This is a genomic window from Agrobacterium sp. DE0009 (genome assembly GCF_007680755.1).
GTDB classification, from domain to species: Bacteria; Pseudomonadota; Alphaproteobacteria; order Rhizobiales; family Rhizobiaceae; genus Agrobacterium; species Agrobacterium tumefaciens_B.
In genome coordinates, this window is the sequence record NZ_VEIU01000001.1 from 160,422 (window position 1) to 172,954 (window position 12,533).

Annotated in this window: 14 protein-coding genes; 6 read left to right on the plus strand and 8 right to left on the minus strand. The window is 58.8% G+C overall.

What is annotated here, in order from left to right; all coding sequences use genetic code 11:
* Positions 1–50: 50 nt before the first annotated feature.
* Positions 51–1,526 carry an NAD(P)H-hydrate dehydratase gene (locus tag FS804_RS00865; protein ID WP_144574009.1) on the plus strand — a complete coding sequence of 492 codons (1,476 nt, stop codon included), beginning with the start codon at positions 51–53 and terminating at the stop codon, positions 1,524–1,526.
* A gap of 194 nt (positions 1,527–1,720) precedes the next feature.
* On the opposite strand, the gene FS804_RS00870 is transcribed toward FS804_RS00865, so the two are convergent.
* Both FS804_RS00870 and FS804_RS00875 read right to left on the minus strand, forming a co-directional pair.
* Positions 1,721–2,761, minus strand: a complete 1,041-nt coding sequence (locus FS804_RS00870) for a GlxA family transcriptional regulator (protein WP_063948802.1) — start codon at positions 2,759–2,761, stop codon at positions 1,721–1,723.
* Positions 2,762–3,031: 270 nt separating this feature from the next.
* Positions 3,032–3,250 (minus strand): hypothetical protein, encoded by a 219-nt coding sequence (locus tag FS804_RS00875; protein ID WP_063949102.1) that lies wholly within the window; start codon positions 3,248–3,250, stop codon positions 3,032–3,034.
* 224 nt (positions 3,251–3,474) lie between these two features.
* On the opposite strand from FS804_RS00875, the gene FS804_RS00880 reads away from it, so the two are divergent.
* On the plus strand, positions 3,475–4,413 hold the full coding sequence (locus tag FS804_RS00880) for a LysR family transcriptional regulator (RefSeq protein WP_172801597.1): 939 nt from the start codon (positions 3,475–3,477) through the stop codon (positions 4,411–4,413).
* A gap of 50 nt (positions 4,414–4,463) precedes the next feature.
* Here the strand turns inward: FS804_RS00880 and FS804_RS00885 are convergent, their stop codons facing one another.
* Both FS804_RS00885 and FS804_RS00890 read right to left on the minus strand, forming a co-directional pair.
* Complete coding sequence (locus FS804_RS00885; RefSeq protein ID WP_063948803.1) at positions 4,464–5,384, minus strand: methylenetetrahydrofolate reductase; 921 nt, start codon at positions 5,382–5,384, stop codon at positions 4,464–4,466.
* A gap of 89 nt (positions 5,385–5,473) precedes the next feature.
* Positions 5,474–6,250 (minus strand): formyl transferase, encoded by a 777-nt coding sequence (locus tag FS804_RS00890; protein ID WP_063949104.1) that lies wholly within the window; start codon positions 6,248–6,250, stop codon positions 5,474–5,476.
* Between the two features lie 191 nt (positions 6,251–6,441).
* On the opposite strand from FS804_RS00890, the gene FS804_RS00895 reads away from it, so the two are divergent.
* Together FS804_RS00895 and FS804_RS00900 are read left to right on the plus strand one after the other, a co-directional pair.
* Complete coding sequence (locus FS804_RS00895; RefSeq protein ID WP_004442283.1) at positions 6,442–6,603, plus strand: entericidin A/B family lipoprotein; 162 nt, start codon at positions 6,442–6,444, stop codon at positions 6,601–6,603.
* A 107-nt stretch (positions 6,604–6,710) separates the two neighbouring features.
* A complete protein-coding gene (locus FS804_RS00900; RefSeq protein ID WP_063948804.1) occupies positions 6,711–7,475 on the plus strand; it encodes a phosphodiester glycosidase family protein in 765 nt (254 codons plus the stop codon).
* A gap of 9 nt (positions 7,476–7,484) precedes the next feature.
* Here FS804_RS00900 and FS804_RS00905 read toward each other — a convergent pair whose 3' ends face one another.
* The gene (locus FS804_RS00905; RefSeq protein WP_063948805.1) at positions 7,485–7,835 is read right to left on the minus strand and encodes a hypothetical protein; all 351 of its coding nucleotides are present in this window, start codon (positions 7,833–7,835) and stop codon (positions 7,485–7,487) included.
* Between the two features lie 271 nt (positions 7,836–8,106).
* Positions 8,107–8,397, minus strand: coding sequence for a hypothetical protein (locus FS804_RS00910; RefSeq protein WP_172801598.1), 291 nt, complete (start codon positions 8,395–8,397; stop codon positions 8,107–8,109).
* A gap of 93 nt (positions 8,398–8,490) precedes the next feature.
* Here FS804_RS00910 and FS804_RS00915 point away from each other — a divergent pair, with 93 nt between their 5' ends.
* Entirely contained in the window at positions 8,491–9,894 is a 1,404-nt protein-coding gene (locus FS804_RS00915; RefSeq protein ID WP_063948806.1) for an L-serine ammonia-lyase, read from the plus strand.
* A gap of 65 nt (positions 9,895–9,959) precedes the next feature.
* Entirely contained in the window at positions 9,960–10,394 is a 435-nt protein-coding gene (locus tag FS804_RS00920; protein WP_144574011.1) for a DUF1489 family protein, read from the plus strand.
* 81 nt (positions 10,395–10,475) lie between these two features.
* Here the strand turns inward: FS804_RS00920 and FS804_RS00925 are convergent, their stop codons facing one another.
* Both FS804_RS00925 and FS804_RS00930 read right to left on the minus strand, forming a co-directional pair.
* Positions 10,476–11,084: a transglutaminase-like cysteine peptidase gene (locus FS804_RS00925; RefSeq protein ID WP_063948808.1), complete on the minus strand. Its 609-nt coding sequence runs from the start codon at positions 11,082–11,084 to the stop codon at positions 10,476–10,478.
* 664 nt (positions 11,085–11,748) lie between these two features.
* Positions 11,749–12,366: a PilZ domain-containing protein gene (locus tag FS804_RS00930; protein WP_063948809.1), complete on the minus strand. Its 618-nt coding sequence runs from the start codon at positions 12,364–12,366 to the stop codon at positions 11,749–11,751.
* Between the last annotated feature and the right edge of the window lie 167 nt (positions 12,367–12,533).

Sequence of the window (12,533 nt, forward strand, 5' to 3'; positions counted from 1 at the left end):
TCATTTTTGTATCGATTGCCTTTGCCGCGTTTTGCAGGGATGATCGGGGTATGACATCTCTTAGGCACCTGCTTCTCATTGCCCCCGAAACCATGGCCCGGATCGACGCGGCAGCCGGCCAGTCAGGCATCCCGCTTTATGACCTGATGGAGCGGGCGGGCCAGGCGGTCGCAGCTTCTGCGTTGCGGCACTATCCGCAGGCGCGGCGTTTCGTCGTTCTTTGTGGAGGCGGCAATAATGGTGGCGATGGTTATGTGGCGGCGCGGGCGCTTCTGCAGAGCGGAGCGGCGGTGACGGCTCATCATCTGGGCGATGTAGACGCTCTGAAGGGTGACGCGGGGCGAGCATTCGAGCGGAGCGGCGTCAAGCCTTTGCCCCTGGCTGAATACGCGCCGCAGCCGGACGATGTGGTGATCGACGCCGTTTTCGGAGCGGGACTTTCTCGCGATGTTCCGCAAGAGCTTGTGCGCGTGATTGATGCCGTTTCGGCGGCGAAAGTTCCGGTTCTTGCGGTCGATCTGCCGTCAGGGCTCTGCGGCCGACGGGGCGTTCCTCTCGGGGCGGCATTCCGGGCGGAACGGACGGTGACCTTCATGGCACGCAAGCCGGGGCATCTGCTGATGCCGGGGCGGGAGCTGTGCGGCTCGCTAGAGGTTTTCGACATCGGCATTCCCTCGCGCATCCTGCTCGATCATGCGGGGTCTGTATCGGAAAACGATCCGCTTGTGTGGCGCGATGCCTTGCCGGCGCAGGAGATCGAAACCCACAAATTTCGCCGAGGGCATCTGACGGTCTTTGCCGGCCCGCCGCACGCAACGGGTGCCAGCCGAATGACGGCGATGGCGGCGATGAAGGCAGGCGCAGGCATCGTCACCGTTGCAGCGCCCAGGAAAGCGCTGGACGTGCTCTCGGTGACGTTGACGGCGGTGATGAACACGCCGATGGACGACGAGGACGAGCTTCGCGCGTGGCTCGACGACAATCGCCACGGCACCTTTGTGATCGGTCCGGGGTTCGGCGATCTCGACAAGGCAAGGCGGTTCGTGTCGCTGCTTGGAGACAAGGCTGTCGTGCTGGATGCTGACGCGATCACCGCATTCAAGGCGCAGACCGACACCCTGTTCGAGGCGATCCGAGCCGGGCAGGGCAAATTCGTGATGACGCCGCATGAGGGTGAATTTGCCAGATTGTTTCCCGATCTCGCCGACGACAGGACGCTGGGCAAGATTGAGAAGGCGCAAGAAGCGGCGGCTCTCAGCGGCGCTGTGCTGGTTTACAAAGGGGCCGATACCATCATCGCTGCCCCCGATGGCAGGGCAGTCGTTAACGCCAACGCACCGGCAAGCCTTGCCACGGCGGGTTCGGGCGATGTGCTTGCGGGTATTGTCGGCGCGTTGCTGGCCCAGGGAACGCCCGCTTTCGAGGCCGCTGCCGCCGGTGTCTGGCTGCACGGTGAGGCGGGCCATCGGGCCGGAGATGGCATGACCGCGGAGGACCTCGCCCATGCGGTCCGGCCGTTTGGGTGATGTAGGATACTCATCTTCACTTCCGTCACCCCGAATTCGGTCGAGGGTCCAGCGCGATCAAGTCCTTAATCGCGAGATACTCTTTCACGGCGCCGACGCGCCGTGGCCGGATGCCGGATCAACTCCTGCATGACGGAGGTGCTTTGTCTTCGATCTGCCTGCGATCGTGTCCGAGGCTTTGTAAGGCCGCGTCTTCAATGCGCGGCTTTGCCCGCCTGGCTCGCCATTGCCATTCGTGACGCGCTCATCAACAGTTTGCGCTCGGCGCGTTCCTGCTGCGGCGTGCGATTGTAGATTTCGCGATAACACTTCGAAAAATGCGAGGCGGAAACGAAACCGCAGGCAACCGCAACCTCAACGACCGGCATTGCGGACTGGATCAGCAGATGCCGTGCGCGATCGAGGCGGATTTCGAGATAATATCGGGCGGGGGAGCGGCCCATTTCCTGGCGGAAGAGGCGTTCTACCTGCCGCCGCGACAGATCGGCGGCGTCGGCAATATCAAGCAGGGAGAGCGGTTCCGACAGATTGCCTTCCATCAACTCGATAATCGAAAGAACCTTGCTGTTCTGGACACCAAGTCGTGCACGCAGTGGCAGGCGCTGGCGATCGTTCGGGCTGCGCACCCGGTCCGTCAGCTGTTGTTCGCAAACGCGGTTGACGAGGTTCTCACCGAAATCCTGGCCGATCAGGCTCAGCATCATGTCCAGCGATGCGGTCCCGCCGGCGCAGGTGTAGATGTTGCTGTCGACTTCGTAGAGGTCGGCATAGACCTCGACCTGCGGAAAGGCTTCGGCAAAGCTCGGGAGGTTCTCCCAATGGATTGCGCAGCGCTTGCCGTTGAGAAGCCCCGCCTCGGCGAGAATGTGGGTGGCCGTACAGAGGCTGCCGAGCGTGATGCCGCGATTATAGGCTTCGCGCAGCCAGGCATTGACGGATTTATTGCCGTATTGCTCCACATTCAGACCCGAACAGACGATTGCCATATCCGGACGCTTTTCACCGTTAATGAAACGTCGTTCGTCGGCAAGACAGGTATCGGCCTCAAGACAGATACGGCTTGAGGACATGACCTTGCCGCCATCCAGAGACGCCAGGCGCCATTGGTAGGCCGTGTAACCCAGCATCTGGTTGGCCAGGCGAAGTGTCTCGATGGCTCCGGTAAAAGGCAGCATGGTAAATTGCGGAATGAGAAAAAAGACGATTGAGCGCTTTTTCTGGGAGTCTCTGCTCATTTGCCCGTGCTCCGTTGCGAATACACAATTCCTCTCTTGGAATTGGTATTCTGGATGTCCCCATTGCGACATCTTTCGCGAAAAATACGTCGCGAAAATGGAGCTGTCAAAGAATCGCTTTTGAAATAAGCAAATTTTGCGATGCGCCTTTTATACAGGCGGTCTGTCGCATGCAAAACAGGCAGGCTTATTTGCGCCCTTCATGATATAACTTAAGATTATAGTGGTGGCTCGCAATGCATTCAAAGATTGCGAGCCATCGGTTATCCATCACTTGCGGATGTCGCGCATGCTGGGGGTTTCGGCTGTCGGCCATCCAATGTCCTTTAAGGTTTCGGGCGGCAGGCCCTCCAGTGTACGAAGCATCCTGTCGCGGCGCCATTCCGCATAACGGGCAGCGACCTGTTCTGAGAGGCGATTGAGCCAGCCTCCGGGTGACGGACGATGTGGAGACCGGTTCGTTACCGGCAGATAATGTACCATGGTCATGTCTTTGTCCTTTCGTGAACCACGATCCTGTTTGCGACTTCGGTATGCGCTTGCCTGTTCCATCAGGCAATAGAATGAATCTTATGTCATTCATCAAATTTCGGAATGAATTGTCGAGCAGGGTGTAACCCTATCAATGCCTTTGACACTCATTCCCGGCGACCAGTGCGCGCCATCAATGCATGTCAGAAGGATGCGCCTCGGTTGACATTCAATCAAACGAAATGATATCCATCTATAAATCAAAATATTTGAAGGTACGTGCCATGACCGTGACTTTCCGCCAACCACTGCCGTTGCTGGATAACGACATCTTGAGAACCTTCGTCGCAATTGCGGAAACAGGGAATTTCTCCACCGCTGCGGAAGTCGTGTTCAGGACGCCTTCGGCCGTTTCAATGCAGATCAAGAAGCTGGAGGAGCAGTTGAAGACGACGCTCTTCCTGCGAGACGCGCGCTCCGTCACCTTGACCGCGCACGGCGAAACGCTGCTCACCTACGCGCGGCGCATGATCGCGCTTTCCAATGAGGCGGTGTCGCGTTTCGTCATGCCGGAACTGTCGGGTGTCGTCCGGCTGGGCGCGCCGGAAGATATCGGCGAGCGTGGCCTGCTGCCAGGCATTCTCAAGCGTTTTGCCGATGTTTTCCCGGGCATCATGATCGATGTCACCATCGATTCCAGTTCCAATCTTTACAAGCGCATGGATGAACGGCGGCTTGACCTTGCCCTGGTCAACTGTGCCTCGCATCCATTGCGCGACACCGGCGAGGTGTTGATGCGCGAGCGGCTGGTCTGGGCCGGCGCGAAATGCGGGACTGCTCATCTGCGTGATCCGCTGCCGATCTCGATCTGGGAAGAAGGCTGCATCTGGCGCTCGGAAGCGATCAACTCGCTGGAACGGCGCGGGCGCAATTTCCGCGTGGCCTATCTCAGTGGCCATACCATGGCGCAACGCGCGGCGATCGTGGCGGATCTTGCCATCGCGCCGTTGCCGCGCTCCTATGTCCAGAACGACATGGTGATCCTGGGTGACAAGGAGGGCCTGCCGGAGCTTGGCAGTTTCGATATCCGCCTGATCATGGGTGATAAGGCCTCACGCCCGGTTCTGGCCGTGGCGGAGAGCATTCGAAATGCTTTTGGAGAGGTTGCCAAGGCGGCCTGATATCGCAGGCAGGCGCAGCGGCCACGCTGGTGCGCAGCCTCTATCACTCGCTATCCCGTCATCGAATCCGGGGACAAGGCGTGGGCGGTTGGGTCCCTTTTCCAACTTCCGCGTTGAACCAGCCAATCGGCTGAATTCTGCAGGCCGCCGAAGGGGAAGACGTGAATTTGCTGGATCGGCCCTTGCGTATTGGCGCGCCAGTGACGCTCAATCGGGCCCACGACACCTTCCGGCGAATGGCCTTTTGCAAGCGTCGTCAAGGACAGCGCGTTTTTCTTGAGATAGGCGATGGAGTTGCCGACCCCGCAGAGGGCGGCATATTTCAGAAGCGTCGTGATTTTGGCCGGGCCGGACACACCGATATGAACCGGCAAATCGATGCCGGAGAGGGCGAGCCCTTCCGCCCAGGCGATAAAGCGGCCGGGATCGAAACCGAACTGGGTGACGATGCGCATGTCGGCGTTCGTCCGTTCGGCAAACTCACGTTTCAGCTTCAGGGCGTTTACCGCGATATCGTCGCTGAAGTCCGGGCTGCCCTCCGGGTGGCCGGCAATGGCGATCTGCGTGATCCCACAACTGTCCAACAGGCCTGTCGAGAGCAGGTCCATGCTGGATGCGAAGGGCCCCACGGGCCGGTCGACGCCACCGCCGACAACAAGGACATCGGTCACGCCCGCTTCGCCCGCCAGCCGCTTTACCTGTTCCTCAAATCCTGCGCGGGAGGGAAGGCGCCGTGCTGCGAGATGCGGCACTGGCACATAACCCAAGTCGTGCAGATGCGCTGCGGCTTGCACAAGCTTTTCCTGCGAGGCCGCCCCGGTATCGGTAAGATAGACCCGCACACCCTTCGGAAAAACACCGGATAGATCAGTCGCGCCGAGCACCTGCGCGGGCGAGGCTTCGATGGAGGCGGGGATAGCGGACGTGGTGACGTTATCGGGCAATTTGTGCATGTTCCTTTTTATTATCATGCACGGATTCCAGGGCGAAGTCTGTAGTTGTTGCGGCAAGACAGGCCTGCATCTGCGACGAAGCTCGCTTGCAGCTGCCTCCACGGCCGTCACCAGATTCGTTTCGTCAGGCCGTTCCAGAGCCATGTCCAGATCGTCGGCGGAAACCGCAGGACGGATCGGCCGTGGGAAGGTGGCTGTGGGGAGAGGCTGCCGGAAAATGCGTCTTCGATGGCGCTGATGGCGATATCGACCGAACCCGCCGTCAGAAGCAGCGGGTAGGTGGCGATGGTGTCGGAAGAGGAGGGTTTCAGCCGCTTTTCATAAAGCGTCGCGCCGGTATCGACGCCCTTGTCCACCAGATGCACGGTTGCGCCGAAGTTGCTGCGGTCCTTTTCCACGAGCGCCCAATAACCGCCCATCTGGCCGCGATAGGCAGGGTTGATACCGGCGTGGAAATTGATGACCGGGCAGCGGAGGGAACGCAGTGTCTGTGCCGTCAGCAGGCGGCAGGAAATGGTGAAGATCACCGCCGGTTCCAGCATATTGGCGGCCTTGCGGCATTCCTCGTCATTGAGCGAGGTAAAGCGAGTAACGGGAATGTCGGGAGAGAGGTCTGCGACAAGACCGTGCTCGGCGATGATCTCACTGCTTCTTCGGGCGGCGACACGTTTGCCAAGCCGGGAAGCGATCATCGTCGCCATCTGGCCGAGAGCAACAATCCAGCCGAGCCGCCGCGCCCGTCGCTTCAGAATGGCCGATTTGCCTTCCGGCTCTTCCAGGAACACGTGAATATCCGGGAACTGCGCTGAGAGCGCGTTGATCATGACATTGGGGTTCACGCCGCCCGCCGTCATCACCAGGAGCCGTTTGTTGAATTCGGTCATGTCGCCCACGGAAGTTATCCTAAACCTGCACTGCTGCTGGAGTGTCGCCTGTGAAGTTCAAAACCATGTTAATTTTCATCGACGGGATTTTTTGAAACGCCGCTGGAACCGTTTTTTTGGACTCACGTTATTGTGACGCACATCACATCGGCGCTTGCCGTGGACGGCAAGTCATAGGGGAGTTGTTTCACATGATCACACGTATTCTTTCTACCGTTTTCGTGGCTTTGCTGACCGTTGTCACCCTGAGTTCCTGCGGCAATACCATCCGTGGTATGGGCCGGGATACGGCAAACGCCGTTGATGCAACGCAGGACGCGGGACGCAGCGTCGACCGCGCCGCCCGCCGCTAACACAAACTCCCCTCTCGGAAAGGTGTTACCCGAAAAGTCGGGTGACGCCTTTTCTTTGTCCTGATTTGCCTGTGAGTGTTCGCCCGACGAGAATCAGGTGGGCGGTCATGATGTATTCGATGAAGAAACTGGCGCAGGTGCTGCTACCGTTGTTATTACCGTTTTCGGCGCAGGCAGCCGGGCAGGCGGATTTTTGCAAGACCATCGATCATGCCGGCGGACGCTATATCGTTTGCAGTTTCGATCCGGCAAAAAGCACCATCCGCATCTATGACCGCGACCCTGTCTCCGGGCAGGGATATCGCAGCTTCGCCGATCTGTCGTCGGCCCTGTGGCGACAGCATATGTTCAGCATTTTCGCCATGAATGGCGGCATGTATCACTCCGACTATTCCCCCGTCGGGCTTTTCATCGAAAACGGCATGGAGCGGTCGCGCATCATTAGCGGCGGCGGCTGGGGAAATTTCCATCTGCTTCCCAACGGCGTGTTTTATTTAAAGGGTGCGGCCGCCGGCGTCCTGGAAACGCAAGCCTATCTGGCGGCCGATCCCAAGCCCGATTTCGCCACCCAGTCCGGGCCGATGCTTGTCATCGACGGCAAGCTTCACCCGCGTTTCCTGCCCGATAGCGATAGTCTGAAACGGCGCAATGGCGTCGGTGTCTCCCGCAATGGCATGGTGCATTTCGCCATTTCCGAAAACACCGTCCGTTTTTACGATTTCGGCACGCTGTTTCGGGATGTGCTGGATGCGCCAAATGCGCTTTATCTCGACGGCACTATCTCCAGTGTCGATATCCCTGCCATGAACCGGCGGGATCAGCTGTTCCCGATGGGGCCGATCATCGCCGTGGTCGACCGCGTGCCGGACTGACCGGAAACGTCAGATCGGCGCCTTGGGATAGGCTTTTTCAAGCCCGGCCGATGCCGTCAGCCCCTTTCGGAAAGAAAGATAGGCAGGATGCTGGCTGGCCTTGGCCGTTTCCGCCAAACGGATTTGCAGGCGGGCGGGGGCATTGCTGCCGAGCCATTCGCCTGCGGCTTCAAGTTTAAGGCTGTTGAGGAAGCGCGCATTGGCCTGCTGGTCGAGGTAGAGATTGATGCCGGCCAGCAAATTCTCGTCCTGCACCGCATTTTCCATCAGTAACAAAACCCACGCCTTGTCCTCACTTGTGAGCGCCGTCAGTTTTGACGCGACCGTATCTCTGTCGGGAAAGGAAGAAGCCTGCTGCATGAAAGACTCGCCTCGTTGATGTTGGCATCGTCGATAGAGCAGGGGCTGTGGCCTTTCAAGACAGCGTACGCGTGGCCGGTCAAAATTCGACCGCTGCGTGCCGCACAGGCTGCTCTTCAACAGGGGTTTGTGGAAAAGCTTTAAATAACGGTTACACTTTAGCCTAAATTGCGGCGACACCGACAAACGTCCATCTTTGGGACAGTCCTGTAAGGCCTTGTTTTTTCACATACCTATGCGCCGCGCGAATGGCAGACCGTCAAAAACGCCTTCATTTAGCCGCTTTTTGCATTTGCGTTCCGCGCGGGATTTTAATAAATGCTTGCTCCAACGGGCCGGGTCTTGAAGATCCCCCGGAGAGTGAATAGCTGGAGTAATCATGGAAGAAACCGCTCAGAAATCCTGCTGGGGCGTCACCTTGCGCGCACTTGCAGGCTTTGCCGCTTTTCTCGCATTGACGTACATTTTTGGCAGCCCATAAGCATCTCTCCTGAATGACGGGTTTTTGAAACGGCGCGGTTTTCCTCTGGAAACCGTGCTGTTTTCGTTTCAGGACCTTCATGTCGCAGCTGCAAAAGCCGGTGCCGCTCTTTTGTGGCGATCCGTTTCAGCTTTGGATATGATGCGGTGGAATCCATGACGCAGGGTATATTTCATGTTTCTTTCGGTCTTCGACGTTTTCAAGATCGGCATCGGTCCGTCCAGTTCGCATACGATGGGGCCAATGACGGCCGCCAACCGTTTCTTGGCGCTTATCCTCAGTGACGAGTGGCCACGTCCTTCGGGTGCTGCCGTGGCGCAGCTGAAGGTCAGCCTGCACGGCTCGCTTGCCTATACGGGTATTGGCCACGGCACGGGGCGTGCCGTCGTTCTGGGCCTCACGGGTGAGCAGCCCGATCTCGTCGATCCCGACGCGATGGATGCGATCATCGAGGGCGTCGAGAAGGCGGGCACGGTGACGCCGCCCGGCCATCCCTCTTACGTTTTCCGCCCGGCCGAAGATCTGGTGTTCGACAAAAAGAATCCGTTGCCCGGCCATGCCAACGGCATGACCTTCTCCGCCTTCGACAATCAGGGCCGGCTGCTCTTGAAGCGAATCTATTATTCCGTCGGCGGCGGTTTCGTCGTCACGGATACGGAGCTGGAGGCGATCAAGCAGCGCGGCAAGACCATCGATAATGGCCCACGTGTACCCTATCCGTTCGGGACGGCGCGGGAAATGCTCGAGATGGCGGCCCGTTCCGGCCGCACCATCGCCCAGATGAAGCGGGCGAACGAGGAAACGGTCGTTTCCCGCGAGGAACTGAACGCGCGTCTCGACCAGATCTGGGACGCCATGAACGGCTGCATCGAACGCGGCCTGAAAGTGGATGGCATCATGCCGGGCGGCCTTAAGGTTCGCCGCCGCGCCCGCTCCATCTACGAAAAGCTGAATGCGGAATGGCGCAGCAACCGGTTGAACCCGGTCATGGCCAATGACTGGCTCAGCGTCTACGCTATGGCGGTCAACGAAGAAAACGCCGCCGGCGGCCGCGTCGTTACCGCGCCCACCAATGGCGCGGCCGGTGTGGTTCCCGCGACCGTGCGTTACTTCCGGCATTTCCACGAGGATGCGACGGTTGACGACGTGCGCGACTTCCTGCTGACGGCGGCCGCGATCGGCGGCATCATCAAGCACAATGCTTCGATCTCGGGAGCCGAAGTCGGCTGTCAGGGCGAAGTCGGTTCGGCGGCTGCCATGGCGGCTGCGGGTCTGGCCGCGGTCATGGGGGGCTCACCCGAACAGGTGGAGAATGCTGCGGAAATCGCGCTCGAACATCATCTCGGCATGACCTGCGATCCGATTGCGGGCCTCGTTCAGGTGCCCTGCATCGAGCGCAATGCGCTCGGCGCCGTCAAGGCGGTGACCGCTGCGTCGCTGGCGCTGAAGGGCGACGGCCAGCATTTCGTGCCGCTCGATGCCTGCATCGAAACCATGCGTCAGACCGGCAACGACATGAGCGAGAAATACAAGGAAACCTCCACCGGCGGCCTCGCCGTCAACGTTGTGGAGTGCTGAGTGTGCTGGGCGGCAGGTGTTCTACGGATGCTTGACGCCCGCCGCAAAAAGGCATTGATAGGGGCATGCCTCTACATCTCATCAAATTGTGCGTCGGTGCGGATTCCATCCAGGACTTGAGGGAATGGGTCGCGCACCGTTCGCTGACAGCCATTGCCGCTGGCCTCGAGCCGCACAGTGTCCACACCACCCGGATGATCCCGAAACGGGTCGAGGAACTGCTTGAAGGCGGTTCGCTCTACTGGGTCATCAAGGGACAGGTGCAGGCCCGGCAGAAGCTTCTCGATATCCGCTCCTTCAAGGGGGAGGACGGTATTTCCCGCTGCGACCTCGTTCTTGGCCCGGAGGTCATTGAAACGTCGCCGGCACCCAAGCGGCCGTTTCAGGGCTGGCGCTACCTTCAGGACAACGAAGCGCCGCGTGATCTCGGCGGTGGCACGGGCGGTGAAGACATGCCTTCCGATCTCCGGCGTGAACTGGCCGAGCTTGGGCTGCTCTAACGGTGTCGGAGCAAAAAGAAAAAGCCGGCCCTTCGCACAGGCCGGCTTTGTGATTCTGGGGAGACGGGACGGTTACGGCGGTCAGTTGATCCCGCCGACCGCCGTGGTGGCGCGGCCATCCTGAATCTTCACCCAGCGACCGGGGTTGGCGCTGTCCTGACGCTTCAGGTAGGTGTATTCGGTCTCAGACCAGTTCATGACCTTGTTGCGCATGTTGTCGAGAATGAAGTCACCGCGATCCGTGCGCACGGTCAGAACGGCGTGGCCTTCGCCATTCGGCTGCAGAACGACCGTTATCAGCAGGTTGGACGCGGAGAAGCCCTTGTTCATGAGCATCTTGCGCTTCAGAAGAACGAAATCTTCGCAATCGCCGACTGTGGTCGGATAGGCCCAGCGCTCTTCGACACCATAGATTTCCATGTCCGTCATCGGCGTGATGGTGGTGTTGACGGTGTAGTTGACGTCGAGCATCGTCTTCCAGCGCTCTTCGTTCAGCTTCATCGGCCCGGTATCGAGCGAAGTCGGCTGGCACTCGCTCTGATAGGTCTGGCAGAATTCGTAATGGCCGATTGGCGGATTGGCCTTGCCGATGACGCGCATGCCGGCGGCGGGCGATGCGCTTGCCTGATGTGCGACGGCGCTGACGACGAATGCGATCAGGGCGAATACGAAACGGTGGTTCTTGTTCATTGCTTGTCTCCCCGTGGTGAGGAGACATTCGCAGCTATATTTTGACCCGCCGGAAATTTGCGTGGCGCAATTTGAGCTTAAATTTCAGCAAATTAGCCGTTGTTTTGAATTGTATTTGAGTCAGTTTTTACGCTTATTCGAGGCAAATTTTATTACAATTTTACGCATCATGACCTTAGGTTTTTGGTAGCCATTTAGCGCGCTGAATAAACAGCGATTTTTAGGTCCGGATGGTTCTGGCGGCAACACGCGACTGGCCCCGCTCCGTGTAACGGGAGTGCGAATTCCCGTTATGGGATGGTTGTCCCATGCTGAAACAAGCGCGAAATTCGGGCAAAAAAAATTCAAGAAAATTCGCATTTTTTACGGAAAAAGATGTGCGGAGGGCATTTGGATGCCCTTCAGACCGCGAAGGATCCGCGTTGGGCGACGGGATGGGTCGTGAGAAGCGCGCCACTTCGTGCGGCTCGGACACCTTCGTGAGCGGTAATGTCTAAAGCGCTCGAGAGCCAGATGCGCCAATGAGGCTGCAATCGGGGTGGCTCAGCAAGGGGGTGCGTCTTGCGGTGCAGGGATCGTCCGGGTTTGGCGATGATGTCAGGCGAGCACCCGCGATAAAACGCTACGCGTTTCTGGTGCGGGAAGACTGTCGTCTTTTATACGCTTAGAGAAACTCGATCAGCGCGTCGGGCGACTGCACCCTGTCGAATTCAACAGCGACACCTTCCATGAAGTGACGCACGATTTTGCCGCTCATGTTCTTGCCAAGCTGCACGCGGGTACCGAGCGGCGGCCGGTTTTCAATCTCTATGGCGGCGCCGGAAAGGGAAAGGTCGATAAGCCGGCAGGCGACGAGTTTGCCGTCTTCCAGAACGAGCTGTGCCCTTGCATTGCGTGGCGTCAGGCGGTCATGGCGGCGGTCTTCCGGCAGTCCGAGCAATTGGCGCTTGGCGATCCAGGCGAGCTGGGCTGCGAGCTTTTCCCGCTTGCGCTCCGGGGCGTTGATGGAGATGAGGAAGCCGGAAGCGGTAAGGGAACTCACCGTGCCTTCAATACGGCCGATATGTTGAAGATAGGCGATCACGCGGTCGCCGCGCCGGGCAATGCCCGAGCAAGTGAACTGCGCCTTTTCGGAGGTCATCTCGGTGGCGGTGCAATCATATTCTTCGTGGTCGGGCAACATGAGGCGGCCGGTGAAAGACACACGGACCGCATCGTCAAGCGGAGCTTCCTCAACCGGGGGCTGAATTTGGGCGGTGTTGACCGAGCGGGACGAAAACATGGGCATCGCAATTGTAATGAATGATGATGCCTCTTTCTAACGCGTGCCAGTTAACAGACTGTATTGCCTGATATCTACAATTTTTCCATTTACGGCAATGAAGGCAGTATTGACCTGCTTTATTGTTCTCCATGGCGGCGCACATTGTTTGATGTCGCCGCCATGCT

What these genes read in the sequence shown, in the direction of transcription:
- FS804_RS00865 (WP_144574009.1), top strand. Translation starts at nt 51, where the DNA reads ATGACATCTCTTAGGCACCTGCTTCTCATTGCCCCCGAAACCATGGCC.
- FS804_RS00870 (WP_063948802.1), bottom strand. Translation starts at nt 2,761, where the DNA reads ATGAGCAGAGACTCCCAGAAAAAGCGCTCAATCGTCTTTTTTCTCATT.
- FS804_RS00875 (WP_063949102.1), bottom strand. Translation starts at nt 3,250, where the DNA reads ATGACCATGGTACATTATCTGCCGGTAACGAACCGGTCTCCACATCGT.
- FS804_RS00880 (WP_172801597.1), top strand. Translation starts at nt 3,475, where the DNA reads ATGATATCCATCTATAAATCAAAATATTTGAAGGTACGTGCCATGACC.
- FS804_RS00885 (WP_063948803.1), bottom strand. Translation starts at nt 5,384, where the DNA reads ATGATAATAAAAAGGAACATGCACAAATTGCCCGATAACGTCACCACG.
- FS804_RS00890 (WP_063949104.1), bottom strand. Translation starts at nt 6,250, where the DNA reads ATGACCGAATTCAACAAACGGCTCCTGGTGATGACGGCGGGCGGCGTG.
- FS804_RS00895 (WP_004442283.1), top strand. Translation starts at nt 6,442, where the DNA reads ATGATCACACGTATTCTTTCTACCGTTTTCGTGGCTTTGCTGACCGTT.
- FS804_RS00900 (WP_063948804.1), top strand. Translation starts at nt 6,711, where the DNA reads ATGATGTATTCGATGAAGAAACTGGCGCAGGTGCTGCTACCGTTGTTA.
- FS804_RS00905 (WP_063948805.1), bottom strand. Translation starts at nt 7,835, where the DNA reads ATGCAGCAGGCTTCTTCCTTTCCCGACAGAGATACGGTCGCGTCAAAA.
- FS804_RS00910 (WP_172801598.1), bottom strand. Translation starts at nt 8,397, where the DNA reads ATGAAGGTCCTGAAACGAAAACAGCACGGTTTCCAGAGGAAAACCGCG.
- FS804_RS00915 (WP_063948806.1), top strand. Translation starts at nt 8,491, where the DNA reads ATGTTTCTTTCGGTCTTCGACGTTTTCAAGATCGGCATCGGTCCGTCC.
- FS804_RS00920 (WP_144574011.1), top strand. Translation starts at nt 9,960, where the DNA reads ATGCCTCTACATCTCATCAAATTGTGCGTCGGTGCGGATTCCATCCAG.
- FS804_RS00925 (WP_063948808.1), bottom strand. Translation starts at nt 11,084, where the DNA reads ATGAACAAGAACCACCGTTTCGTATTCGCCCTGATCGCATTCGTCGTC.
- FS804_RS00930 (WP_063948809.1), bottom strand. Translation starts at nt 12,366, where the DNA reads ATGTTTTCGTCCCGCTCGGTCAACACCGCCCAAATTCAGCCCCCGGTT.